Below are 26,042 nucleotides of genomic sequence, written 5' to 3' on the forward strand. Positions count from 1 at the left end.
CGAATTCTGCCATTAGTACCCGCTAAAGAGTCAAAAGCACGTGCTGATGACCTCGAGAGACGTTGGCGCTACCGCTTAGCAACGATGAGAGGATAAAGACACGTACCGCACCCGTCCACAGTAACTTATACCAGACTCCATATGGTACTATATGTGGCTTGTTAGTTGGGCTCATATCGATATTCTATGTTTGATCAGACTACTTGGTCGAACGACGAACAGGAAACAAAGCGGGTAGAATCGATTTCAGAACCGAAAACGATAGACGATATCGATTTGACAGAGATTCGGCGTGGACCTGTCTCGAAATTCGTACTGGCGTTCCTCGTTGGGTTCGTGTTTTTTCTGTTTCCTATCCCCTGGGACGGGCAGGTGACGGTCCCGTTTGATATCGTCGTCAATTGGATAACCGGATCATTTCCGATGTTTGCGGGTGTCTATGCACTGCTTCTGATCATCACTGGCGGTCTCTTGACAACGATTGCAGAATTTCGGAAACGTGGTTTCCTTTCGATCGACGACGACCTTGCAGGGAAGTTGACGCTTCCGTACTGGGAAACGTCGGCACCGTTCTGGTTCTTTCGAGTTGCCGGCGCCATCCTTGCTCCCTTCCTCTTTCTCGAGGTCGGTCCAGCTGGATGATTGGACCGGAGACCGGTGGACTCGTCTGGGGGACGCTTATCTTGAGTGTCGCAGTGATTATCCCGATCGGCGCGATCTTTATCAACCTCTTCGTGGAGTTGGGTGGGCTCGAGTTCGTCGGTACAATGGCCCGTCCGATCATGCGGCCGTTATTCAAAGTCCCCGGACGGGCAGCACTCGATAGCGTTGCCTCCTGGGTCGGCTCCTATAGCGTCGGACTCTACATTACTCGCAATGTCTTCGATCGTGGAGAATACTCGAAACAGGATGTATACATCATCAGTACGTGCTTTGCAACGGTATCAATCGGGTTTGTCGGGGTCGTTGCTGCTACAGTGGACTTGTTAGAGCTGTTCCCAATCATCTTCCTGGCATACCTTGTCTGCATTGCGATTTCGGGAGTTATTCTGGTTCGAATCCCACCACTAAGTAACGTGCCTGAGGAGTATATCGCCGAACCGAACCCGGAGACGCCGTTCCGGGGTTCTGTTGGAGATTACTTTCACTTTGGACTCTCTGAAGCGGTCAAAAAGGCCGAAGAAGGAGGCACCATTGTTGGAGCATCGGCTCGTGGCTTCATTGATGGACTCAAACTTGCCGTCCTCATACTTGGAACGATTCTTTCGATTGGTCTCGCAGCAGTGATTATTGCCGAGCATACACCGACGTTTGAAATCCTCTCGCAGCCGCTCGTGCCAATCATTGAACTGTTGAGGATTCCCGATGCGGAAGTCGTTGCTCCAGCAACGATTATCGGAATCACGGAGATGTTCATTCCGGCACTACTTGTCGCCGAGGCTGATGCAATGGCGCGGTTCTTTATTGCTCTTCTCTCGATCTCCCAGCTGATTTTCTTCTCGGCAACTGCGCCGATGATGATGGATATGTTTAGCGATATTCCGATTCGGTTCCGGGACCTCGTTCTCTTGTTCGTCATGCGGACCGTGATTCTTGTGCCGATCATTGCTGCGATGACACACCTCGTTGCAGCAGTTGGTTTGCTCTGAGAGCGCCAATCTCCAGTCAGCATTCTCGTTATGAAGGTTAGTCACTACTCGTACACCGTCGGTATTGGTGGAGCTATCGAATTGAACCGAGCAGCAACACCCACCACAATCTACTTTGCACTATGGATACTCTTGTTATCTATGGATAATAGAAGTAGCCACAGTTCTGTTTCCATTCCGATACCCGTTCCAAACGAGGACGTTTTCAGATATACTGCCTGCGGGCCAATTCTTTCTCTCTTAGTCGACACCCCGCATTCCTCGTTCGGAATTCGCGATCTCGGACGTGCAATTGACCGTCCTCACCGAAGTATCTCACTCGCCGTTGAAGACCTCGAGTCGCTGGGACTGGTAACCACCACAACAGAAGGTGGAAAGAAACTCGTTCAGATCAATCGCAATCGACTCACCAGCCCCGACGATCCTATCCTTCGAGTACCACAGGAAGAGTTTCGAGACCCCGTCCACAGCCTCCAAGAAAAAATTCTCGAGGAACTCGAGGACGTAGCGGGAATCCTGCTCTTTGGAAGCGTCGCTCGAGGGAACGCAGACCGACGGAGCGACATCGATTGTTTCGTCTTAGTCGGCACGAACCGGGCAACCAATCAAAAGCGAGCTCACGAACTTGCCCAAGAGCTGGGCAGTCAACGATTCGACGGCGATCGGTACACCTTCGAAATACTAGTTGAATCCACCGAGTCGGCCGAACGACAAGCAGACCGCCTCCAAGAAATATTCGCAGACGGACTGACTCTATACGATACGGGACCGTTGAGCGACCTCAAGACAGAGGTGCTGGCCAATGGACGATAGCGACGTCGACGCTGCGCTCGAAGCGGCTGAGAGAGCGTTCGAGGATACTCGTGACCAGTCACTTGAGACAGGACTCGACGTAACTGACGAGGCGCTCGTCCAACTACGGAAAGCCTGCCGACTCCTCGAGGCCGCGACAACACTCCGTGAACGAAACGGCCACCACACCGTCGTTATCGAGACTTCGTTCGTCGCCATCGAACGGAGCATTCAGTTCTACCTCATCCACCGCAATACTGCAGGCGGTGCAGACCTTCGGCATGATCACGCCGCAGTCTACGAACGAGCTGTAGAGATCAACCTGTTCAGCGAGTCGTTTGGAGACCGACTACTCGAGCTCTGGAAAACGAATCGGGCAGCGGTGTACTATCGGGAGGCTGCTGCGACCGCAGAACAAGCTGATGCGATGCTCGAACTCGCAACTACCATCCACGAACACGTTCTCCGATTCTCGTCTGTTGGATACGAGTGTATCTGCAACCAATAGACTACGGTCCCCCAAGCTATGAGAGGCGTGAAATTTCGTGAACAGCTACAATGCCAAACTGCCAATATGGAAAGGAGCAGTGGCATACCAGTGACTCGTTAAAACCTTTCCAATCTATGTAGGGTTGGGGGTTAATGATGAGCACTCACGCGTCGTCAGTCACGTTGTGATCGTTGACGTCAATCGCATCAAGCGACGCTCCCGAGTCCTCGATTTCGTAGTATTCGTGCACGATGGGTCGGAGTGCCTGAAGAATAATCTCCGCAGCCAGCGGCGAGATATCGAGATCCTGAGCCATCAGCCGATGAGTTACCTCTCCACGTTCTCGTGCGACGGCATAGGTGAGTGCCGTCGCGAGCCCGGCGACACCGTGGCGGTCGATGTAGGTATTGATGTCACCATCGGTCTCGCGACGGCCAACAGCGTCGATCAGTACCGGCGTAATCGTGTACTTGCGATCACCACCGCCTGCCGTCACGGTTAGGTCGATCTCACGGGCGGCATACTGCCGGGGCTGTTCGTCTCGCGTCATCTCAAGGACACCACCGTCGACGAGCCGGTTGACGTAGGTGTACGCCGTTCCCTGTGCGAACTCGAGTTCGTCGATGACCTCTTGGACAGTAGCTTCGCCCTCGCGAGCAAAGTACGCGTAAAGCTGGGCCAGTTGTGGCTCCTCGAGGAGGTCCGCGACCGAGAGGAAGTCACGAATGAGGTCACCGTTAGTCCGATTCGAGTGCGTGACATGGTTTCGGTCCTGATTACAGTTTACAGCAAGCAGTAAAGGGTGTTTGGACCACTTCGCCGGTATCGAGACAGGATGATCCTTTTGACGAGCAACTGAATTGGCCTTGAATACCGTCGCGACTATCGTCTCATCGACCGGGTATTGCTCTGATTGGAAGCCGTCAAAATCAACGAGGAGTACGTCTTCGGACACGATGACGAGGAGTACTTCGGATCCGGGTGGAACGGGCTGCTCGTCGTCCAGGATCTGCAACGAGAGACTGCGTCGCTCGAGGAACAGGCCGAAAGCGAGATCAAGGTACTGCAGGCCGCCGAACTCGAAGACCAGCTGCACAGGTCCTCGAGCGAAAACTGTGACTACAGCTCTAATTCAGGAGCGCCTCAAATGCTGGTGTGGAACCAACATAGAAGTCGTCCGTCCCTCAGAATCCACTGATCAAGACAAATCTCGAATCACTTCTCAATGGAACTGTCGTACATCTCTCCGAACGCCTGTTCGCCGCGGATCAGTTCGTCTACGCCTTCTGTAAGTGTGACCTCTCCGAAGACCGTCGCTCGATAGTAGGTGTACAACCCATCCTGTCCCCGTTCGGTGCGTTGTCGCTTCTCAACGAGACTTACATCAAGAAGTTTGTTGAGGTGGTAGTGAAGGGTACTATCGTCGATCTGCATTGCCTCCTCAAGCTCCTTTGGACTCATCTCTCCGCCGTGAACGAGTCGGTAGAGGATCTCGTACCGTGTCCGATGACCAACGGCAGCATGCATCTCGAGGTATTCATCCAGAGAGAGGATGCTGTCGTTGGGCAACAACTCCTCCGGATCATCTGGGAAGTCCCCATTAGCAGCGCGAGAATTCGTAGCCATCTTGCTTCGAAAGACGAGCGGGAGACTCTTAGTCGTTGTCAAGCCAGTACTTCCCGGAAACACCGTTCTTTATATACTCTCGAAGAAGAGCAAACTCCATGGAAATTACACGAGATCGAATCACCGATCAGCGGGGGACGTCAAATACGATCGCTTCCTGTTCTATCTGATGGGCCCGTACAAGTCGTTCAATCTCAACTATATCCTGAGCGAAGAGGAGCGCCAAGAGATCGATATCGACGATCTTCCGGGACCGCTTCGGAGGCTCTTTCAGAACAAAGCCGACATCGACGAGGCACAGGCACTCTTGCGGCGAATACAAGGGGAGCTTCGAACTACGCCCGGAGTAAACGCGTTTCTGGCTCTCGACGTCGATGTGGATACGGATGATGTGGATGCAGTGACCCAGAGTATCGAGTACACCCGGTGTAGCAATGGCACCGCGTTCATCGTTCCCTTTCTTGGGCACAATTTCGGTGTCGGTGAGGAAGCTGGAAGCATCCTTGCCACTCTCGCAGAAACCCACGGTGACCGGCTTGTCTTCGTTCATGAAGACAATGTAACAAGTGCTATGATTCGGTCGGCAAAAGTACGGTGGGATCTGCGGATCGAAACATACGACACTGAGGCTGAACTCGTCGACACCCTCCGGCGGTTCGTAGGCGAGATTATGCAACGTGAGCACCGCGGCGGTCTCGATCACCTGCAGTGAGCGTCATATACTCAGGTACTGCAGGCCGCCGAACTCGAGAACTAGCTAGTATCGGTCCTCAAGCGAAAATTGGGATTCGATGGCTGCCCTGAGTGAAGAGGGATTATGCACTAAGATAGAAATTCACCCTCTGGATAGAGCACTATCTTAAATATATTATTGCACAACACGTGAACAACACGATATCGAGTCGACTCTTGAACTCTTCAAGCCGAGACTCATTACGAACTAGGTGACACGCCATACACCTGGTCTATCGACTCATCGTAGAGTTCGTCAATAGTTGCGATCAACTCCTCGTTCTCAACGACCAAGTCAACGAACGCGTCCTGTAGTGCTGCAACATACGCGTCAAAGAAGCCCTCATAAGCGTCGACATCGATATCGTACGTCGCCTCTATCATATTCCGCTTATTGCCTGTGACCTCCGCAGACGATGGGAGCAGATCATCAACCACAGACTCATTCTCGTAAAACGAACCCGCGAACGTATCGATAAACGCCTGATCATTCGCGCCCATATTTCGGAAATACACCTTCAATGTTTGCTCACCAACCGCGAGATCCCGTGGGCAGTACACGAGGTTTCCGATGAATACGGCTACCGTGTCTCCGAGGCAGGTGAGGACCAGTTCGTACTGGGACCGAAGAACGCACGGGTCTCCTTTCGGGACCTCGAGGAATTTCTGAACCGCTGAGAGCCCCATGACAACGTCCCAACGACCAGCTACGGCTACGCTTACGTATCGAGAAACGACCGTCTCAGGGTGATATAGATGTGGTCGTACAGCCAGACGGTCGCAATCTTCTGTGCGAATGCCGTGACCCTCGAGTGGTCAACTGGACCGATCCACCCAGACCCAATTGCAAACGTCATCGTGAACACACTCGTGATGATCGCCGGGGCACTCGTTGTTGCCCATGCGATGACGGTCGGGTAGCCGATGACGGACGCCTGCCAGATCGGTGAGCTGGTCCTCGAGATGGCTGAGGCCAAGTCCATGCCTGAGCCGCTCACAGAGGAGTACAGCGACCGGGTCCAATTGGCAGTTGTCGTCTACGAGTCGCTCGAGTTCACAGCTGACCACACGAAAGTTGCTGAGTCTTCGATATCGATCCCGATCTACTCGACGAAGCTGCCTCCGACTACGAGTGGCACAGGTTTCGCAAATATCATCGTTAGACAATTGTCAAGCTATAGCCCCCAAATCCAGTTCCGAATTGACAGCCATAGATTATCATCACAAAAATATTGAAGACGCTGTAATTGGTATGTTGTACCATGAGCCCTACTATCACACTTGAGCCGGTTGAAGATATCCCCTCTGATTCCCGAGTTTGTCACTACGATGAGCTGGCCGAAGACGCGAAGGAAGAGTTCCCGATCCTCACCGAAAACATCGACGTCTCTGTCGACAGTACAATTGCGAATGGACTCCAGGAGTGTGACCTCGTGAAATACACTGACTACTACAAGGTCTCCATTGGTTAATCCACGTACTGTGACTCCCACTCTCGACGTTCCTCAATTGCGGTTTGCCCTGCGTCGTTGATGTCGTAGTAATTCGTCCGGCGACCGATTCCTCCAGAATTTTATCCAGCGGACCGACTAATTGCTCTTTTCACTCGTCGGGCAGTTCGTCTCGAGGCGCCTTCGACGACACAGCATCGCGGAATTCCTTCCGTTCACGTTCGCCATCCAACTGTTCAAGCACGCACCCAGTGGTGCCCTCCATCGCCCCCAGTTTGGTTGCGACGGAGATATTGCGATCCAATATTCTTTGCCGCGTTGTAGTTGGTGTGGTATTCTTCCAGTCACCAACCATTCAATGGAAGGATCATATAAATATATAAACGTATTAGATATATTTATATACGAATTAATCTGATTGTTAGATTGAATGTCATTTAGAAGACTCATTGCTTGTTTTTCGCAGTGCTGATGGTGATGTCGTTAGTCACTACACCAGCTTTAGCAGGTTCACCAAGCGATCCTGCTCGCGATGAACAAGTCACGTCGACTCTTGGACAAGGTGCTAATGATGGTCCACCAGGAAATGGAAATGAACCGCCAGGCCACGAACGTGGAGCTGATGCAAACGTTACTATTCCCACGATAGAGGAGAATACAACGGTCGAATTACTCTTAGATAGCCGAGATCAACTCGAGGAACTCGACATCGAAGACGAGGAGGCTGCACAAATTCGAAACGAAAGTATCGAAGCGATCGAGGCGTCAGCCGAGACGTATCGTGAGCAGGTATTTGCAGATTCCAAGGTCACCTTCGAACATCAGAACGATACCATAGCTGCTCTCGAGGAGTTGCACGAGGTCGTTACTGGGGACGACGAGCAGACCGTCGATCGTGCGAAAGCAAATGTTCTGGAAGCAAGCAACGTGAGCGCGCGTCTTGCGACGCTCAACGCGTATGAAACGGTCTACGAGTCTGAAGAGGAGTTCCGGAATCCTGGCCAACGACAAAGTGCCGGGAGTGGACTCGGCAACGCTGTAAACGCAATCGAGCGTGGTGATAACGCCGAAGCGACCGATGCGGTAACCCATTACCGCAACGCCTGGGAGCATGCGGAGCGGTCACTCGACGTCGTCGAGAAGAACACTGATCCCGAACTCACGCTCACGCAGGGACCCGCATTCGAAGAGAATGACACAGTGACTACACCAGTCTACATTTCTCTCTCGGATGTTCGCCCGTATACGTACGAGAATGCCAAGGTGAGTATCGACGACGGCGACCCCAGAATCGTTGACTTCACAGCTGATCCGGTTGCAGGCGGTGTTGCTACAGGGAGCATTACGATCGAGTTCGATTCTGAACTCGAGAACCGGACGATCACCGTTGAAACCACCTCGACACGTGATTCCGATAGAAGTGTCACAGAGACACTCGAGATTCACGTCGACGAAGACGACATTATCTCCGAACGTCCCGATCCCGACGAGTACAACGAGATCTCGGTCACGGAATCCGATTCTGGTGTGACTGTCGGTGCAGGCGGAGACGGATTATGGGAGAATGACCTCTCGGTCACTGATAGGACACCTGATACGGACGACGTGTACCGTGCTGGACCGATGGTACGCATCGAGAATCGAACCGCAATCAATCAAGCCGAGGTGACGATTCCGATAGAGGGTGCTGATCTGGATCGAGATGCCAACCTTTCGATCGTTACTTGGGATCCACAGAGCGACGAGCCATGGACGCCTATCGAGACTGAAATCGACGAGGAGAACGGGACTGCAAGCGCCGAGGTCGATCACTTCTCGTTCTTCTCGGTGTTCTGGATTGGCGACTGGGAGGACCATACGAGTGATACGATCACGCTCACCGAGGACGATTTCACAGGCAACGATACGAATGTTGGTGACGGTGATCGCGATTTCGTGAAGTCCGATTTCGTCTTTGTCATTGACGAAAGCGGTAGTATGAGCGGCGCCCCCATTCGAAATGCCCGAGAAGCCTCGAAACGGTTCGTTGGTGCACTCGAGGACGACGAACGGGGTGGACTCGTTGGTTATGCCTCGAGTGCGAGCCTAGATCATCCGCTCACACAGGATCACGACGCGTTGAACGCGAGTATTAATAGACTCTCTGCAGGAGGTGGAACGAATACCGAAGCTGGATTACGTACTGGGCTCGATCACCTCGAGAAGAACGGCTGGGAGAACCGCTCGCAGGTGATGATCCTTCTGTCAGACGGTAAATCGAATAGTGGCTCCTACCCTGTACGAGCCGCCGAAGACGCAGCTGATCAGGGAGTCGAGATCAGCACCGTCGGACTAGGCAATTCGATCGATGAGAACGAACTCCGGCAGATCGCCGCCGCTACTGGCGGGGATTTCTACCACGTCGAAGATGCCAGTGACCTGCCCGACACCTTCGATCGCGTTGCCGAGAATCAAACTGGGCCCGAACTAAAGGATACCAATGGTGACGGGATCCCCAACGCAGTCGCCGAAATGGACCTGCGCATGCCGACCGGTGGTGACGGCATCGCAGGCACTCCCCTCAATCTCGATCCACTTCGAACGGATACTAGCGGTGACGGCTTGCTCGACAACGAGACCGTCGACATCAATTACCGAGTGTTCGAGGAAAACAACGAAACGAAACTCGAGGCACAGGTCACGAATGCGATTGCTCATCCCGCCCGATATGACACCGCCAACAATGGCCTATCAGACTACGAGGAGGTCGAGATATGGGAGACTGATCCGATGCTTGCCGATACTTCCGGGGATGGGTTTATCGATTCCGTCGATCCAGAACCGCTCGACAAAACGTTCCCTCCGGATGTTCAATTTAATTCGCAGGGATGGTTCGAACGAGAACTGGTCGTCGAAGCTCGGCACGACAACGGAATCGAATCGATCGACGTAGAAAAGTACGTTAACCCGCTCCACCGCAGCGCTCAATGGCAGGATGCATCGTTGAAGGATGAATATGTTGATGCTGGTTGGACAGTCAATGAGTTCCAGATGCGGGATGAACGCAGGCTCGCCACGACGAAACCCGACGAACTCGAAATTACTGTTGCCGCAGAGAATGACTACGAAGTGATCCTCGAGTTCGATAGGGAAACCAGTGAACTCTCAGTATCCACTGCATATCCCGTTGCGTCGAGACAGGTAAAAAAACGGAGCCTCGGTGTTATCCCTGTCGTTGGTACTGCCGTAGCCACAGGGCTTCTCGCATATGACGTCGGGAAATACGGGTATGGAGCGCTCACTGCTAATACTGTTAGCGGAGAGCAAAATGCCGAAGACTTCGTACACCACATTCCACCGACGCCAAACGAAGATAAATGGGAGACGCCCGAGGGCGTCGAGATATCGCTTCCAAGTGGGGCCGCCTTCGAAAGCGATGTTCATGACGGTCATGAGCGCAAGCACGGCTGGGAACAAATCCCCGAGACACCGGGTATCGATCAGCCCGACGATGTCGGCGAAATCGTCGAAAACAATGATCCGATCGATATCGATGGCCCATTTGACTTGATAATCGGAGAGACAAATGGTCACGAACTAATCTTCTGGATCTACGAAGGCACACTAGTCTTCGCCCAGGAAACGTTCGAAAAAGAGGAGGTCGCCGAGGAATCCAGTGAGGAAATTAACGAAGAGCGAACAGGAGAAGAGCAGGTCACCGAAGAAGAAATTGAAGACACTATTGAAGAGGAGCCGGACCAGGTCCTCGATAACGACCCGTATCACAGGTACGAAATCTATCACCTCGTTGCAAAGGGTGTCCAAGTCGTCATTCGAACAACGGGTGAGAAGATAGTCGACTACTTCGTCGAAGACGTCGAACAAGAACCTCGCTGCATACTCGCCGAAGAGGATATCGACATGACGGTTCAGGAGACCGAACGAGGGGAATTTGTTGCCTCTTCGAGCGAATACACGTCGTTCCTCGGAACGTTCGAACGGACAGCCAATCCAGTAGAGACTGAGCTTCGGTGTGTCGATGATCCAGAAGCAGTGATCCAAACGTACGCCGACGACCCGACCGACATCACTGACGGCAGTCTCGGCGAGAACGTCAGCGTCGAGTTCGTTGACGAGCGCGGACTCGACCTAGAGTGGCCCGAGGATGGCTTCGACGAGGGTGACGCTACCGAAATTGGACCGGACGTCGTTGCCTACGACGAAAGCAGTGATGAGTGGCTCATCATCGAGGCAAAAACGACGACCAACACCGAGGCCATTGGAAAGGATCTGCTGGAGACCGATGCCTACGAGGGAGATGCACAGCTCCATGATGCGTGGATCCGGAATAGTCTTGAAAAGCTAGAAGATGAAGGAAAAATCGATTCAGAAATCGTCGATGAGATTGATTTCGCGCTCACCAGTGGAACCGTTAGTAAGGAACTCGTGCTCGTAAAAGATGTTGAGGGAGCAAGTCACAGAACGTTACGAGATCCACAAAACAATGACACAGACATTAGCACCGAAGACGTTGCAGGGATTGACAAGGCAACTATCGTCGAATTAGCTGCAAACGAATAGAACAATGGTTGAATTCACCACAGAACAACAAGAACGCGCGGCAAAACAACTCGAGCGATATCGATCGCGAGCTGAGAAGCACGAGAAGTTGTACGAAGAAGGGAAGGTGGAACAAAAACTCTCTACGTTCTTTTCTGGGTTGGCCAGTAAATACGATAAACTTGCCATATTATCTGTGTATCACGAGCAGACGATTGAGGCGCGAGAGTACTTCGAAACTTCGGCAGAATATTATCTGCGAAGTGCCGAAGAGAGCAGCGTTACAGTTCCAACAACACTGACACTTGCCCGTGGCCTCTACAATGCTGCTCTTGCGGGCCATTCGGACTTGATTCGAGAGTTCGCTCGACAGATCACTGAGATAATCCAAACAGCGGACATCGACCCTGATGAGCCAGATGCTGATCGATATTATTTCTCGGGGTGTCTCGCAGGCGCCATCCTCGACGACGTCAGCGACCATCTGCTGGACGGACTTGCCACAGTCAACGAGGGGAAACCGGAGACTCATGCCTTGTATGGCAGTGGGATTCTCGCATTCACTCGCGGGATTCGTAACGACGATATCGATCAAATCGAAGACGGAATCACCACAATGATCGAATACCATACTCGCTCTACGAACGATGAGAACGTTGTCGATCTCGTCATGGCCCCAGAGGCGACCGCCTTACTCATCATCTCACGCTGGATGGGGTATGAACTCGAGATTGACAGCGATCATATCCCCGCGGAACTGGCCGACGAGAGCGCTTCTACCCACTAAATTTCCATTTCCATTTAATGGTCGAGAGTCATTGTCCGTAGCACACAATTTAGTTTCCTGGATTCCATCAAAAAATCTACTGCAAGTATGGCGGTGTCGCCAAGTCAACCGAGATCCCCAATGCTACTCCGTAATTAGATCGTATGACCCGAGATATCGCGTCCACTCCGTTACTGACTCGAGCCTGCAGACAACTTGCTTGGTCCGTTCGTGTTCGAAGTCCACATGGTAAATGTAGTCACCAAGTTCGGTCGTTGACGGACGGGCATCGAGACGAGTGAGATCGAGATTCATCGCTGCCAGTACCCGGAGGACTTCTGCAGGGAATCCTGGGTTATCGCTTCCTGGATACACCAGCACCGTCGACTTCGAGCCGCTGTCCTCTGTTCGTGATCTCTCAAACTTGAGAAAGCGTGTGACGTTGTTTTCCACGTCTTGGATATCGGTTGCAACCGCTTCCAGACCGAAGTCGTCAGCAAGATCAGGATGTGCAATCGCTGCGATCGATTCGTCCTCAGCGGCCATTTTGACGCCGGCAGAAGTACTGTCGATTTCTTGTTGTTCTACGTCGGGATACTTTTCTTCAAGAAACGAGCTACTCTGGGCGAGCGCCTGTGGATGACTGGCGATTACCTCAAAATCAGCTGACTGCGCAATGAGTGTATGGCGTATCTCCTCGGTCGCCTCTGCCGTTATGAAGAGGTCTTCTTCGATGAGGATATCTAACGTGTCGATGACTGCACCCTGAATCGAGTTCTCGATCGGGAGTACCCCAGCGTCGATGTCCTCGTTCGTGACGGCCGCCGCAACCTCAAACATCGTCTCGTAGAATTCGACGTCGTCCGACGTCTGAAGTGCCGCCCGATGGGAGTAACTTCCGGCTGGCCCCAGTGTGCCAACCGTCTGTTGGCCAGTGTCCCCTCCACTGGTTGCTGCTGCAGATTGAGTTGATACTGCTCCGATTGCAAGCGCTGCTCCTGTCCGATTCAAGAATTTTCGACGATCGATATACTCCATTAGCATATTCACGTAATACAACGATAAATTATAAACAATATCCTATCCAGAATGATATATAACTATACTTTACAGGTCACTCACCGCACCGTGTACACTTATACGTTAATCATAAGCTAGATGCTGTGTGCCGGTTTCGCGGGCCAAACCAATTGACCACCTCTATGAGGAATGTGCTGCGTACGATCTCGTCATTGTTTCCGACGCCCCATTAGCAAGGGCACTATTCGTACGGATATGATGAACTCAATTTCCAACATCAATACTGACTAAGCGAAGGGCAAGCAGCAGCAACCAAATTCAATATAAGTATTACTCATCATACCTGGATCCGACAGTAGATTGTGTCGGGATCAACTGCGTCTACCCATCACGGCTATTAGAGGCGCGATCAAATTCGAAGTCTATGCACGTCGCAGCTTTTACCGAACTGAATGGGCCGAACGGCGTGGAACTCATCGAACGACCGACTCCAGAACCAAGTACAGACGAGGTGATCGTGGACGTGGAGGCGTGTTCGATCAACCGCCACGACCTCTGGATCCTCGAGGGTGATTCAGCGATGGTCGACGCTGACGACCTACCGTTTATTAGCGGCCTCGACGTTGCTGGCATCGTTCGGCTCGTCGGCGACAACGTGACCAGAGTCGAGCCGGGAGACCGAGTCGTCCTCTGTCCGAACGAGACTTGCGGGACGTGTCGATTCTGTCGTGAGGGTCCCGAGAACCGCTGTGAGTCCTTCGGACTCTTTCATGGCGGACTCGCAGAAGCAGCTTGCGTCGATGCGGATCGACTCGTACGACTTCCAGACGCCGTCGACGCGACGACTGCCGCAGCGCTCCCGACCGCGTACGTAACCGCCTATCATATGCTTCAACGGGCAGGTGTTGGATCCGGCGATCTCATCTTTATCCCGGGCGCCACAGGCGGCGTCGGCATCGCATGTGTGCAGCTCGCAACCACCTTCGGCGCTAAAACCATCGGGACGTCCTCCTCGCTGAAGAAACTCGAACAACTTGAGGCACAGGGACTGGATCACCCTATCGAGGGAACCGATCCCGAATCGCTCCACGATGCGGTGGCAGCTGTCGGACGGCCGGACGCAGTCTTGAATCACCTCGGCGGAGCATACACCGAACTTGGACAGAAACTGCTCCGGCGCGATGGCACGATGGTCGTCTGCGGACGAACCGCCGGCGCTCGCTCCGAGATTGATATTCCGGACCTCTTCCTCGGGCACAAACGGATCATTGGTAGCACAATGGGTCCACAAACCGACTTAGAGACACTCGTCGATCTCGTTGCTGATGGCGAACTCGTTCCCACGATTGACCGAACGTATCCGTTGGCGGAGACAGCCCAAGCATTCGCCGCAATGCAAGACCGCGAGAACGTTGGAAAACTCGTTATCACCGTTTAGCTTTAATCGAAGGCCTGAGCCCCTTCCTCAGTGAGCGAAGTGAGTACGGAAGAGTACACGCCCGCAAGGTGGTTTTCGTGTCAAGAGGAAGTCTGAATTCAATGGTCAGCTTCGAAGTTTCCTGGCTGGAAGCGTTGGTGTCGGGTCGTGAGATCCAACCGGTCAAGGTGAACCGAATACTCGAGTAACCAGTGAACCGTCTCGGGGTTAAGCCCCGAGGCGGTTCACATGGCGCTCGAAACGCGCTACACATCAGAGATCGTCCCTCGGCTGAGGCGATCGACTCTCGCTCAAGAGGTGAGTAAGCGTTCGTTTGACGCGTTCTGGATTCGGAACACTACGGAAGGTAACGTCTTCGGTCGATGTCCCGGCAGTGTAAATGACGACATTACCGAACGAGAGCGCACGTTCGAGCGCAGACTGGTTGTACGCGGTGTTCTGCACCCTGTCGAGTCGAATCTGCGTGACGTCGCGGGAGATCAGCCCGTACTTGACGTAAATTTCCTCGTCGGTAATAACGTACAAGAGTCGAATCCAGCTGAGGTATGTCAAGCACACTTTACCGACACCGACTAGGACCAGCACCAGCGGTAGGTAGGCAGTCCAGGACGGCGCGCCTGTGCCAGGAACGATCGTCGAGAGCCAGACCGTGAGTACGATCCCGACCGAGATGATGAGAACACCGAACGCGATCGAGGACGCGATGGTGAGCCATGACGGCCGACCCGCCCATCGAATCTGCTCGCCGTCGGTCAGATGGAGCCAGTCGGCATCAGCGAGTTCCCTGTGGGAAGACTGCATATCGTCCATCGGTTCTACTCCCCTAAGCCTTTATTCTGGTCAATCCGAACCGTGTGCCTACTGGCGGCATCTAGACCGAACGGAAGCGAGCCGTCCTCCTTGTTCTTTGTCGGCGTTTCCGATTCGGGGCGATGCCGAACTTCGAAGCATCGATCGTCGAGGTCCACCGCTCACACAGTCCCGCGGCGCAACAACGTGTACCATTCGAGCGCGAGGACGACGTGAGCCCGAGACGCGTACTCGAATTTGGCGAAGGACTCGAGGATTGCCTAGGCGTGATCGCGTTAGAGCATCACGTCACGAACATTCTTCATGGATTGTGTTCATGAATGAACCTCATTAGTGAATAGAATGGAGTGCCAGTTCGGGATTCACAGGCGGTCGAGGCGGATGCCCCGACCTTTGAGGGCGGAGAGGAAGCTGACACTTGGGAAGAAACCCACGCAGCAAAAACAATCTGTCCTCCGATCATTAAGTAAGTACAGACAATAATGTGAAACACAGTGAAGTACCGTCGTACCGCCGTTATCAAGCTCGACACGCCCGACGGAGCCGACCCGCTCCTCCAAGAGACTGTCGAGCAGTTCAAACACTGCGCCAACACCGCGAGCGAGTGGTGCTGGCACGGCGACGACGGCTACCATGTCACCTCGAAAGCCAAAGCCGAACGAGCCCTCTACGACCAACTCAAAGACGAAACCGACCTGACCGCGAATCTCGTCCAGAAAGGCATCCGTAGAGCGGTCGAGGCCGTCAAAAGTGGCGTCGAACGCCTCAACCGTGGAGAAAACACCTCGCAACCCTATTTCTCGGCAGACAGCGCGGTGTACGACAAGCGAAGCGCGACGTTCCACCGCGACCGCGTATCCCTCTCCACCATAGACGGACGCATCGAGTGTGACTACATCCTCCCCGACGACTCGGAGACACCGCCGACCAAATACGTCTCCGACGAGGACTTCGAGTTTCGGATGGCTCACCTGCAGTACTACGACAACGACTGGTACCTCCACGCTTCGATGCGAAAAGTCGAGGCTGACGAGGAGATACCTGAATCCGAGTCCAAGCACAGTACAGTCCTTGGTGTGGATTTGGGCGTCAACAACCTCGCGGTTGCTTCAACGGGCCGATTCTGGTCGGCAGACGAGATCAACCACTGGCGTCGAGAATACGAGAAGCGCCGTGGGTCGCTCCAGCGGTGTGGCTCTCGTTACGCCCACGAGAACATCGAAGCCGTTGGGCGGAAAGAGTACAGGCGATTCGAGATACATCTGCACACGCTGGCGAACGAACTCATTGAGGAAGCCGTCGAGAACGACTGCTCGCACATCGTCTTCGAGGACTTAACGTACATCCGCGAGAACATCCCCGAAGCGACGTGGCAACATGTATGGGCGTTCCGACGCCTCTACGGGTACGTTGAGTACAAGGCCGATGAGTATGGCGTCGAAGTGGTGCGGGTTGACCCTCGGAACACGTCGAACAACGCTTCGACGTGTGAGTTTACCCACGATAACAATCGGTCGGGAGAGGCGTTCGAGTGCCAAAAGTATAGGTACGAGAATCACGCCGATTACAATGCTGCGAAGAACATCGGATTGCAGTATCTCCGTCGTCGGCAAAATGCAGACGATGGAGGCGCACCCGTAGACGTGCGCTTGAATCGCGGGACGGTGAACGTGAGTGGGGAGTACGTGCCCCCTGCCTCTGCTGAGGCATAGAACGGGAGTCCACGCGAAAGCCTCGGGGCTTGACCCCGAGGCAGTTTACATACCACCGCTTCATGTCTGTGAGCGGTTCGTAATCGCTAGGGACCTAGATTCGGGGTATCAACCACAACGCTGCCCATTGCTGCTACCGAGCAGAACCGAAAGGAGACTCGAGGAAGCGCTTTTCGTAATCGCACGTCAGGAGATGGGCGAAAGTCCAACGACGAACTTCGGCCGGATTATTACTCTTTAGCCTTAATCGAAGGCACTAAGCACCCTTCCTTGGCGAGCGAAGCGAGCAGGGAGGGGACACGGACAACCAGTGAACAAAGTAGCCCCGGCTGCAATACCGGTGCATGCCTCATGTTCGCGTGTTGAGCACCGGTGGAACGATCGCATCGACGACGTCATCGCAGCTGGCGATCTTAAGGGCGGTCAGGTCGACAGTGATGATGACGACGACGCAGGCGGCCCGCCTGCCGGTAGCCCCGGCGGCGGAATGGGCGGCGGTATGGGAGGTATGATATGAATTCCTGAAAGGAAGGAGGGAGAATAAATAAGGTATGCTACTACGCTTAATAATACGTCAAGGTAAACGAGGGCTAAAATCCCCTCCGAAGACTACTGAACCTGTGCAAATCGACAGAGACGCATTTTTGATTAGGCCGGTAGTGTCGCTCTGAACACCCTTTGTGTGCGAAATCTGACCTAGCGCAATCATCATATAATACCCTCCACAATTAGGAAACTCTTGGCCTCGAGAGCAACGAAGGATGACGGTCAACGTCCGAATCAGCACATCTCTCTCCGAGAACTCGAGCCAGTCGCCACAACTGCGCACTGATGTGTTTGAATGTGGACAAATCTTCATGGTGCTCGAGAGTATACCGCTTGTAAGATGGTTCGACCCGCGATGGCGGTGCTGACGGAGTACGATGTTACCCCCACACGCGGGTTCCTCCCCGAGTCGGATCCCCTGCTCGCGTTCGAAACCAGCGAATACGATCGGGCGATAGCGAACTTCCTGCGCGAGTACGACCGTCTCGGGACCGAACTCCCCGGTCGACTCGAGGACGGGACCCTTCAGCCGGCCGTTCGCGACCTTGAGCCAGCGCCGGACGGCCTTTTCGAAGTGCTCTCCGAGCGCGAAACGGTCCGACTGTGCCTTCTCAGCGGCTTCTTCGCGAGCGCGTACGTCCACGAGATCGGTGCAGACCCCGTCGACCGCCTTCCGGCGGGCGTGGCCGTGCCGCTGTATCGAACCTCGCGGCGGTTCGGCCGAAAACCGATCCTCTCGTACGACATGCTTTGCCTGCACAACTGGCAGCGGCGCGACCCTGACGTCGGCTTCGACGTCGACAATCTGGACACCGTCCAACAGTTCACGTCGCTGTCCGACGAGCGGTGGTTCGTCGCGATTCACGTCGCGATCGAAGCCAGGGCCGGGCCCGCGCTGACCACGTGTGCGCGGGCCCAGCGAGCCGTCCGCGACGACGATCCCGACGCACTGCTCCCGGCTCTCGAGACGATCGGCGACTCGCTCGAGGAGCAAACCGCGATCATGGGCCGGATGACCGAGAACAACGACCCCGAGGCGTTCGCCCGGAAGTACCGGCCGTACTACAACGGGTTCGACGAAATCGTCTACGAGGGCGTCGGTGAACTCGAGGGCACCCCGCGAACGTTCCGGGGTGGGTCCGGCGCCCAGAGTTCGGTGCTGCCGTCGATCGACGCCGCGCTCGGGATCGACCACGCCGCCACGGAGCTGATTGACAAACTGCTCGACATGCGCAGCTACATGCCGGAGGCCCACCGTACCGTCATCGCCGCGTTCGACGAGGGCCCCGACGTCGGTGCCTTCGTGGCCGACAACGGTCGCGAGGAACTCTGCGCCGAGTACAATCGCTGCATGGACGAACTCGGCGCCTTCCGCGAGGTCCACTTCGGACAGGTCGCCCAGTACATCAAGGAGGTGACCGGCGACACCACCGGCACCGGCGGCACCGACTACATGCAGTTCCTCCCGATGCTGAAGGAAGAGACCGAAGCCCAGAAGATCTGAGTCGATCTCGAGACGCTAACCCCGGTCTCTTCTCGAACCGTTTCGGTCGTTACGTTACCTCGCCCTGCGTCTCGTACCGTTCGTAGGTTTGCTCGTCGACGATCTCGCACAGTAGGTCGACAACTTCGCGCACGTCCTCGAACCCGACGTACAGCGGCGCCGGACAGACGCGGATGACGTTCGGCGGCCGGAAGTCCACGACGACGCCGCGATCCCGCAAGGCCTGGCTGATCCGTTCGGCTTCGGGGTGCTCGAGCGCGACGTGACCGCCGCGTCGGTCGGGATCTCGCGGTGTCCCCGCCGCGAAGCCGCGATCGGCGAGGCGCTCGTCGACGAGGAAGAGGAGGTACGACGTGAGCGTGAGGGACTTCTCGCGAATCGCCTCGATGCCGGCATCCGTGACCAGTTCGATCGAGCCGAACAACGGCGCCGCGCTGAAGACGGGAACCGTCCCGATCTGCCAGGCGCCGGCGCTGTCGGCCGGCGTGAACTCGAGATTCAGCTCGAACTGCGTCTCCTTGTCGTGGCCCCACCAGCCCGCGAGCGCCGGCGTCGCGTCGAAGTGGCGCTCGTTGACGTACAGGCCGGCGATCGCTCCCGGCCCGGCGTTGAGGTACTTGTAGCTACACCAGACCGCGAAGTCGACGCCGATATCGGAGAGTTCGTGGGGAACGGCACCGATCGAATGCGCGAGGTCGAACCCCGCGATGATCCCCCGCTCGTGGGCCGCCTCGGTAATCCGCTCGAGGTCGAACAGTTGGCCGCTGCGGTAGAGGACGGAGGGCATGAAGACGATGCCGACGTCGCGGTCGTCCATCGCGGCGACGACGTCCTCGGTCTCGATCGTCCGGCCGTCGCGGCTTTCGACCGCGTGGAGGTGCTCGTCCGGATCGAGTCCCCGCTGGCGAAGCTGGGCGCGGATCGCGTAGTGATCGGTGGGGAAGTCGAGTTCGTTGACCAGCACGCCGCGGGGGTCGTCCGGCCCCAAGTGATCGAGGAACGTGCCGATCAGCGTGTGAATGTTGACGGTCGTCGAGTTCCCGACGACGACCTCTTCCTCGCGGGCGCCCAACAGCGGTGCGAGTTCGTCGCCCAGTCGCTCGCCGTACCAGAACCACGGCGGCTCGGCCTCGGTCCAGCCTCGGATACCGAGTTCGCGCCACTGATCGATCGCCCGGTTCAGGGTCCGCTCGGCGTCCTCTGAGATTGGGCCGAGCGAGTTGCCGTCCATGTAGTGGTCGTCGGGGACGTCGAAGCGATCCCGGAGCGTCGCGAGCGGGTCGGCGTCGTCGCGCTCGCGGGCGTACTCGAGGCCGGTTCGGTGGTCGCCGGTGCGGCGTTCGGCGTGCGCGTCGTCGTCCGCGTTCGAGTCCATGTGTTCCCTCTCGAGGGGAACCTACAGGAACGTTTCGACGTTTTGTGACGATTCGGCGATGCCGTTGGTGGACAAACGGTCGTCGTCGATCGCTCGATCACCGTTCCCCGTCCATTGGATCCCCGATACGATAAAGATTAAACGTTCACTCGGTCGACATTCAGGGCATGAACCACGCGAGCGACGAACTGGACCCCGAACTCGAGGACGTCGTCGACGAAATCCAGGCGGCCGGCGTCCCGCCCTGGCACTCGCTGTCGGTCGAGAGTGCTCGCCGGCTCGAGGACGAGGTGTTCTCGGCCGGCAGCGGCCCGGAGATGCGGTCGGTGCGGGACCTGCGGATCGACGGCCCTGGCGGCGACCTCCCGATCAGGGTCTGTCGTCCGGACGCCGAGGATTTACCGACGCTCCTGTTCTATCACGGCGGCGGCTGGACGCTGGGGACGCTCGACTCCGCAGACGACATCTGCCGGGAACTGGCGGCCCGCGCGGAGTGTCTCGTTCTCTCCGTCGACTACCGCCTCGCGCCCGAACACCCCTTCCCAGCGGCGGTCGACGACGCCTACGCCGCCCTCGAGTGGGCGGCCGACTACGCCGACTCCCTGGGGGGTGACCCCTCCCGCCTGGGCGTAGCAGGGACCAGTGCCGGCGGAAACCTCGCCGCGGCGACGGCGCTGCGGGCGCGCGATAGCGGGGCCGACGGACCGGACCTCGACGGCCAGTTCCTGCTGTACCCGATGACGGATCGCTCGTTCGATCGCGACTCCTACCGCGAGCACGGCGACGGACCGTTGCTCACGGAAAACGGCGTGCGCTGGTTCTGGGACCAGTACCTCCGAAGCCCGGTCGACGAACACAATCCGTTCGCGACGGTGTTGCGCGCGCCGGAGCTCTCGGGTGTGGCCCCCGCGACGGTCGCGACGGCGGGACACGACGTGCTCCGGGACGAGGGTGCCGCCTACGCCGAGAAGCTGTCAGACCACGGCGTCCCGACCGAGTACGACCACTACCCGACGCTTACGCACGGCTTCTTCAGCCTGACCGACGACGTCGAGCGGGCCGACGAGGCGATGGACGCGCTCGCCGAGAACGTTCGGTCGCGGCTCGCGTGAGGGGTTCGAGAGGATGCGCTCGAGCGCGAACCGACCGAAAACGGCCGCGTGATCAGGCGAAGTCGAACTTCTCGGCCGCGGTCTCCATGTCCTTGTCGCCGCGCCCGGAGAGGTTCACGAGGATCGTCTCGTGGTCGCCCTCCTCGGCCAACTGGATCGCTCGAGCGACACCGTGGCTCGATTCGAGCGCCGGGATGATCCCCTCGGTCTCGCTGAGTTCGCGGAACGCGGCGAGGGCCTCGTCGTCGGTGACGCCGGTGTACTCACAGCGGCCGACCTCGCGGAACATGGCATGCTCCGGCCCGACGCCGGGGTAATCCAGGCCGGCCGAGACTGAATGAACATCGACGTCGTCATCGATGACCCGGGTCTTCATGCCGTGGATGACCTCGTCTTTCCCCTTCGCGAGCGGGGCGGCGTGTTTCGTCGAGTCGGCTCCCTTCCCGCCCCCTTCGGCGCCGTAGAAGGCGACGTCGTCGTCGCGGAATGCGTGGAACAGTCCCATCGCGTTGGAGCCGCCGCCGACGCAGGCCACCGCGGCATCGGGCAGGTCGTCCGTTCGCTCGAGGAATTGTTCGCGCGCCTCCTCGCCGATGACGCTCTGGAAGTCCCGGACCATCCGCGGGAACGGGTCCGGACCGACGACGCTCCCGACGAGGTAGTGGGTGTCTTCGACGTTCTCGACGAGATCCTCGAGCGCAGCGTCGACGGCGTCGGCGAGCCCCTGCCCGCCCTGGGTGACCTCGTTGACGTCGGCACCCATCAGGCGCATCCGGAAGACGTTCATCTTCTGGCGCTCGACGTCTTTCTTTCCCATGTAGATCTCCGTCTCGAGATTGAATAGCGCGCCGACCATCGCCGTCGCGGTGCCGTGCTGGCCGGCGCCCGTTTCCGCGATCAACCGGTCTCTCCCGGCCTTTTTCGCGAGCAGCGCCTGGCCGAGGCAGTTGTTAATCTTGTGTGCGCCGCCGTGGAGCAGGTCCTCTCGCTTGAGGTAGATGTCGGCGTCGTACCGATCGCTCAGGTTGCCGGCGTAGTACAGCGGCGTCGGCCGCCCGGCGTACTCCTCGAGATGGCGCCGGAAGTCCGCCTGGAACCCCTCGCTCCTCCCAAGCTCGTCGTACGCGTTCGCGAGTTGCTCGAGCGGCTCGTGAAGCGGTTCCGGTACGTGGCGTCCACCGTATTCGCCGAAGTCGTCTGTCCCCATACTCAAATGAACATTTCCGTCCCGGCAAATAAAGATACGGCTCGTAATCACGCGATCCGATGTACAGGATAGTACATCGAGGAACGAATTTAGCACAACGCACGACATTTCAAACCATATCCGTCGCGGACTCATCGATACCGTACGTTTTGTCACGTCGAATCCCGCCGATGAAAATTTCGTGGGAATATTTAACACTGATCACACGGTATGTGTGTATACGGATGCAAGAGAATCTGCCCGATCAGAGCAATCATTCGGATTTGTTTCACGCCGTTCCCGAAGTGCATTATCCGAAACGGCTCAACGCGGCCTACGAGATGGTCGACCGACACATTGAGGAGGGACGGAATGACGAGCCGGCCATCTACTTCGACGGGACGACTACTACCTACGCCGAACTGCAGGAGCGGGTCGGGCGCGCCGGAAACGCGTTGCTCAAGCTCGGCGTCGAACGGGGCGACCGCGTTTTCGTCCGGTTCCCCAACCGACCGGAGTACGTCGTCACCTGCCTCGCCGTCCAGCGAATCGGGGCAATCGTCGTCCCTTCGATGAAACTCCTTCGCGCGAAGGAAATTAGCTACGTCGTCGACAACTCCGGCTCGTCGTACGCGGTCGTCTACGACGACCTGCTCGACGAGGTCGAGATCGCGCTGGACGAGCACGGACTCGAGTCGCTCGAGGAAATCGTGGTCGTGGAGGATACCGGGGTCGACCACGACTATCACGAGTTCGATGATCTGCTCTCGGAGGCGAGTCCGGAACTCGGCGCTCCCGAGACGACCCGCGACGACCTCGTGATGATCGCCTACACGAGCGGGACGACGGGCCAGCCGAAGGGGACTGTCCACACGCACCGGCAGATGATGGCCATCACGGACACCTACGCCCGATACTGTCTGGATCCCGACCCCTCGGACGTGTTCACGAGCAACGCGCCGATCGCGTTCACGTACGGCTACGGAATGCTCGTCGCGTTTCCCCTTCGGTTCGGCGCGGCGACCTGTATCATTCAGGACCCGACGCCGGAATCGTTACTCGACGCGATTCAGGAAGTCGACGTCTCGATTCTCGGCTCGATCCCGACGGCGTACAATCAGATGCTGTCGGAACACGAGGACCTCATTGAGGAGTACGACCTCTCCTCGCTCCGGCGGGCGGTGAGCGCGGGCGAACCGCTTCCACCGAGCACGTACGAGCGCGCCACGTCGAGCCTCGGGGTCAAACCGCTCGACGGAATCGGTTCGACCGAGATGCTGCACATCTTCATCAGCCACCGATACGACGACGAGGTCGATCCGACCGCGACCGGCCGCCCCGTCCCTGGGTACGAGTGCAAGGTTGTCGATCCGGAAAGCTACGAGGAACTCGATCGCGGCGAGCCCGGCCTGTTACTCGTTCGGGGCCCGACGGGAGTCACGTACTGGGACCGGCCGGAGAAGCAGGCGGCAGGGGTACACGACGGCTGGAGCATCCCCGGGGACATCTTCGTCCACCGGGAGGACGGCCGCTTCGAGTACAAATCGCGCCAGGACGACCTGATCATCACGAGCGGCTACAACGTCCCCGGGCCGGAGGTCGAGGACGTGCTCCTAGAGCGGGAAGCGGTGTACCAGGCTGCCGTCGTCGGCAGCCCGGACGAGGAACGAGGGCAGATCGTGAAAGCCTTCGTCGTCCTCGAGGACGGATACGAGCAAAGTCAGTCGCTGACCGACGTGCTGCAAGACTACGTCAAAGACCAGATCGCGCCATACAAGTATCCGCGGGAGATCGAGTACGTTTCGGAACTTCCGACGACGGAAACCGGCAAAATAAAGCGTGCGACGCTCCGTGAACGGGAACGAGAGCAGGCGAACTGACCTGATGGCCGGCCTCGCCACTGATACCGGTGGGGGTCACCCTCCGTACACGACACGCTGACGGTCGGATTCTCCAGTGCTGTGGCGGTAGCATCGAATTTCACAATAACGCTTTTTATGGTTGCGATAGGTGTGTTGTACGATGGCACATAGCAGCAACGAGTGTACTCGACGAGGGGGGACCCGACGACGGAGCCTCTTGCAGGGTGTCGGTGCAGCGGGTGTCGCGCTGACGGCGGGATGTCTCGGGGGGAACGGTGACGAAGACGACGACGTGATTACCATCGGGTCGTTACAGCCGCTCTCCGGTCCGTTCACGCCGTGGGGGAACGCCCACCAGGCGGGGCTCGAGTTCGCGGTGAACGAGATAAACGAGAACGGCGGCGTCCTCGACCAGGAGTTGCGAATCGTCGAAACGGATACCGAAAGCGACGCGGGAGAAGCGGATACGATCTTTCGACGCTACGTCGAGGAGGAAAACGCCGTCGCGATGACCGGCCCGGTCTCGAGCGACGTCGGGGTTCGAACCGGCCAGACGGCCGAACAAATGGAAGTCCCGCTTGTCTTGCACATGGCGGGATCGCACCGAATCCACACGAAGAGTTCCCAGTACACGTTCAGGATGGGCTCGCTCCCGGCCCCGATGGACCTGCAGCCACAGGCCGAACTGATCGAGGCCGAAGGGTACGAGACCGTCGGTGCGGTCAACGCCGACTACGAGTGGGGGAACACGGTCGAAGAGCAGATCGGCGAACTGTTCCCGGAGAGCGTCGATCTCGAGACGGCGATGACGCCACAGGACGAAAGCGACTTCGCGCCGTTCCTGCGGGATTTCCCGGACGAGATGGATCTCCTCGTCGCGACGGGTCACCCGCCCGCACAGAACGCGATCCACTCGCAGGCGCTCGAACTCGGATTCGAACACGAGATGACGACCGGTTCCGGTCAGCCGCCCGGCGTCATCTACGAAGACCTTGGCGACGAGGCGGAGACGTTCGCACACCTGCACATCGCGGACGTCTACGACGACCAGTTCGTCGACGTCGCGGAGCGGTTCGCGGACGAAACCGGCGACCGAATGGATACCCACGAGGCGCTCGGTTACGTCGCGGGGGAGTTGATCGCGACCGCGATCGAAGAAGCCGACTCGACGGAGCCGGCCGAGATCGCCGACGCGATTCGAGACATCGAACTCGATACGCTCTTCGCAGCACCGTTGCAGTACAACGAGTGGGGCGAAATCGACGAGGTCGTCGCCCTCCTCAGCACGTTCGAAGCCGGCGAACCCGACTACTATCCCGACGGCGAGTTCCGCCTCGTCGAGCAGTACCGGAGCGATCCGATGAGCGCCGACCTGGTCGAACCGCTCGTCGAGGACTGACCTCGAGCACGCGGTTTCTCGCCGATCCCCACC

The 26,042-nt window shown here is 57.0% G+C and carries 19 protein-coding genes and 4 pseudogenes; 14 read left to right on the top strand and 9 right to left on the bottom strand.

The annotated features are described in order from the left end of the window. Positions 1–186 precede the first annotated feature (186 nt). The 3 genes and pseudogenes from NED97_RS21520 to NED97_RS21530 all read left to right on the top strand — a co-directional run bounded on the left by NED97_RS21520 (position 187) and on the right by NED97_RS21530 (position 2,949). Positions 187–1,649 (top strand): annotated as a pseudogene (locus tag NED97_RS21520) (YjiH family protein). Between the two features lie 141 nt (positions 1,650–1,790). Next, the gene (locus NED97_RS21525; protein ID WP_252491078.1) at positions 1,791–2,462 is read left to right on the top strand and encodes a nucleotidyltransferase domain-containing protein; all 672 of its coding nucleotides are present in this window, start codon (positions 1,791–1,793) and stop codon (positions 2,460–2,462) included. Further along, entirely contained in the window at positions 2,452–2,949 is a 498-nt protein-coding gene (locus NED97_RS21530; protein WP_252491079.1) for a hypothetical protein, read from the top strand. Before NED97_RS21525 ends, NED97_RS21530 begins: the two co-directional genes overlap by 11 nt. Positions 2,950–3,094: 145 nt before the next feature. On the opposite strand, the gene NED97_RS21535 is transcribed toward NED97_RS21530, so the two are convergent. Both NED97_RS21535 and NED97_RS21540 read right to left on the bottom strand, forming a co-directional pair. After that, a complete protein-coding gene (locus NED97_RS21535; protein ID WP_252491213.1) occupies positions 3,095–3,727 on the bottom strand; it encodes a helix-turn-helix domain-containing protein in 633 nt (210 codons plus the stop codon). Between the two features lie 419 nt (positions 3,728–4,146). Beyond that, entirely contained in the window at positions 4,147–4,557 is a 411-nt protein-coding gene (locus NED97_RS21540) for a winged helix-turn-helix domain-containing protein (RefSeq protein ID WP_252491081.1), read from the bottom strand. Positions 4,558–4,655: 98 nt separating this feature from the next. Between NED97_RS21540 and NED97_RS21545 the strand changes: the two are divergent. Then, a pseudogene (locus NED97_RS21545) lies at positions 4,656–5,269 on the top strand (DUF7509 family protein). 221 nt (positions 5,270–5,490) lie between these two features. On the opposite strand, the gene NED97_RS21550 reads toward NED97_RS21545, so the two are convergent. Then, positions 5,491–5,976 (bottom strand): hypothetical protein, encoded by a 486-nt coding sequence (locus NED97_RS21550; RefSeq protein WP_252491083.1) that lies wholly within the window; start codon positions 5,974–5,976, stop codon positions 5,491–5,493. 237 nt (positions 5,977–6,213) lie between these two features. Between NED97_RS21550 and NED97_RS21555 the strand changes: the two genes are divergently transcribed. Together NED97_RS21555 and NED97_RS21560 are read left to right on the top strand one after the other, a co-directional pair. Next, complete coding sequence (locus NED97_RS21555) at positions 6,214–6,525, top strand: hypothetical protein (protein ID WP_252491084.1); 312 nt, start codon at positions 6,214–6,216, stop codon at positions 6,523–6,525. Positions 6,526–6,551: 26 nt separating this feature from the next. Next, entirely contained in the window at positions 6,552–6,761 is a 210-nt protein-coding gene (locus NED97_RS21560; protein ID WP_252491085.1) for a hypothetical protein, read from the top strand. Here NED97_RS21560 and NED97_RS23290 read toward each other — a convergent pair. Next, positions 6,758–6,856, bottom strand: a pseudogene (locus NED97_RS23290) (PadR family transcriptional regulator); the annotation flags it as partial. The gene NED97_RS21560 and the pseudogene NED97_RS23290 overlap by 4 nt on opposite strands. 22 nt (positions 6,857–6,878) lie before the next feature. Continuing rightward, positions 6,879–7,078: pseudogene (locus NED97_RS21565) on the bottom strand (hypothetical protein); the annotation flags it as partial. A gap of 139 nt (positions 7,079–7,217) precedes the next feature. On the opposite strand from NED97_RS21565, the gene NED97_RS21570 reads away from it, so the two are divergent. Together NED97_RS21570 and NED97_RS21575 are read left to right on the top strand one after the other, a co-directional pair. Beyond that, on the top strand, positions 7,218–11,300 hold the full coding sequence (locus NED97_RS21570) for a VWA domain-containing protein (RefSeq protein WP_252491102.1): 4,083 nt from the start codon (positions 7,218–7,220) through the stop codon (positions 11,298–11,300). A gap of 4 nt (positions 11,301–11,304) precedes the next feature. After that, positions 11,305–12,066, top strand: a complete 762-nt coding sequence (locus NED97_RS21575) for a hypothetical protein (protein WP_252491087.1) — start codon at positions 11,305–11,307, stop codon at positions 12,064–12,066. A gap of 123 nt (positions 12,067–12,189) precedes the next feature. On the opposite strand, the gene NED97_RS21580 is transcribed toward NED97_RS21575, so the two are convergent. After that, entirely contained in the window at positions 12,190–13,083 is an 894-nt protein-coding gene (locus NED97_RS21580; protein ID WP_252491088.1) for a prephenate dehydratase, read from the bottom strand. 406 nt (positions 13,084–13,489) lie between these two features. Between NED97_RS21580 and NED97_RS21585 the strand changes: the two genes are divergently transcribed. After that, positions 13,490–14,503, top strand: coding sequence for an alcohol dehydrogenase catalytic domain-containing protein (locus tag NED97_RS21585; RefSeq protein WP_252491089.1), 1,014 nt, complete (start codon positions 13,490–13,492; stop codon positions 14,501–14,503). Between the two features lie 252 nt (positions 14,504–14,755). On the opposite strand, the gene NED97_RS21590 is transcribed toward NED97_RS21585, so the two are convergent. Continuing rightward, positions 14,756–15,313: a PH domain-containing protein gene (locus NED97_RS21590; protein ID WP_252491103.1), complete on the bottom strand. Its 558-nt coding sequence runs from the start codon at positions 15,311–15,313 to the stop codon at positions 14,756–14,758. A 494-nt stretch (positions 15,314–15,807) separates the two neighbouring features. Between NED97_RS21590 and NED97_RS21595 the strand changes: the two genes are divergently transcribed. Together NED97_RS21595 and NED97_RS21600 are read left to right on the top strand one after the other, a co-directional pair. Then, positions 15,808–17,025, top strand: a complete 1,218-nt coding sequence (locus NED97_RS21595) for an RNA-guided endonuclease InsQ/TnpB family protein (protein ID WP_252491104.1) — start codon at positions 15,808–15,810, stop codon at positions 17,023–17,025. 886 nt (positions 17,026–17,911) lie between these two features. Further along, positions 17,912–19,075, top strand: coding sequence for an indoleamine 2,3-dioxygenase (locus tag NED97_RS21600; RefSeq protein ID WP_252491105.1), 1,164 nt, complete (start codon positions 17,912–17,914; stop codon positions 19,073–19,075). Between the two features lie 49 nt (positions 19,076–19,124). On the opposite strand, the gene kynU is transcribed toward NED97_RS21600, so the two are convergent. Then, a complete protein-coding gene (gene kynU / locus NED97_RS21605) occupies positions 19,125–20,450 on the bottom strand; it encodes a kynureninase (RefSeq protein WP_252491106.1) in 1,326 nt (441 codons plus the stop codon). 167 nt (positions 20,451–20,617) lie between these two features. On the opposite strand from kynU, the gene NED97_RS21610 reads away from it, so the two are divergent. After that, positions 20,618–21,562, top strand: coding sequence for an alpha/beta hydrolase (locus NED97_RS21610; RefSeq protein WP_252491107.1), 945 nt, complete (start codon positions 20,618–20,620; stop codon positions 21,560–21,562). A 52-nt stretch (positions 21,563–21,614) separates the two neighbouring features. Here NED97_RS21610 and trpB read toward each other — a convergent pair whose 3' ends face one another. Then, positions 21,615–22,769, bottom strand: coding sequence for a tryptophan synthase subunit beta (trpB, locus tag NED97_RS21615; RefSeq protein WP_252491108.1), 1,155 nt, complete (start codon positions 22,767–22,769; stop codon positions 21,615–21,617). A 224-nt stretch (positions 22,770–22,993) separates the two neighbouring features. Between trpB and NED97_RS21620 the strand changes: the two genes are divergently transcribed. Together NED97_RS21620 and NED97_RS21625 are read left to right on the top strand one after the other, a co-directional pair. Beyond that, a complete protein-coding gene (locus NED97_RS21620) occupies positions 22,994–24,628 on the top strand; it encodes an acyl-CoA synthetase (RefSeq protein ID WP_252491109.1) in 1,635 nt (544 codons plus the stop codon). Positions 24,629–24,770: 142 nt separating this feature from the next. Continuing rightward, positions 24,771–26,009 carry an ABC transporter substrate-binding protein gene (locus tag NED97_RS21625; RefSeq protein ID WP_252491110.1) on the top strand — a complete coding sequence of 413 codons (1,239 nt, stop codon included), beginning with the start codon at positions 24,771–24,773 and terminating at the stop codon, positions 26,007–26,009. Positions 26,010–26,042: the final 33 nt, after the last annotated feature.

The organism is Natronococcus sp. CG52, assembly GCF_023913515.1.
In the GTDB taxonomy this organism is placed as follows: domain Archaea; phylum Halobacteriota; class Halobacteria; order Halobacteriales; family Natrialbaceae; genus Natronococcus; species Natronococcus zhouii.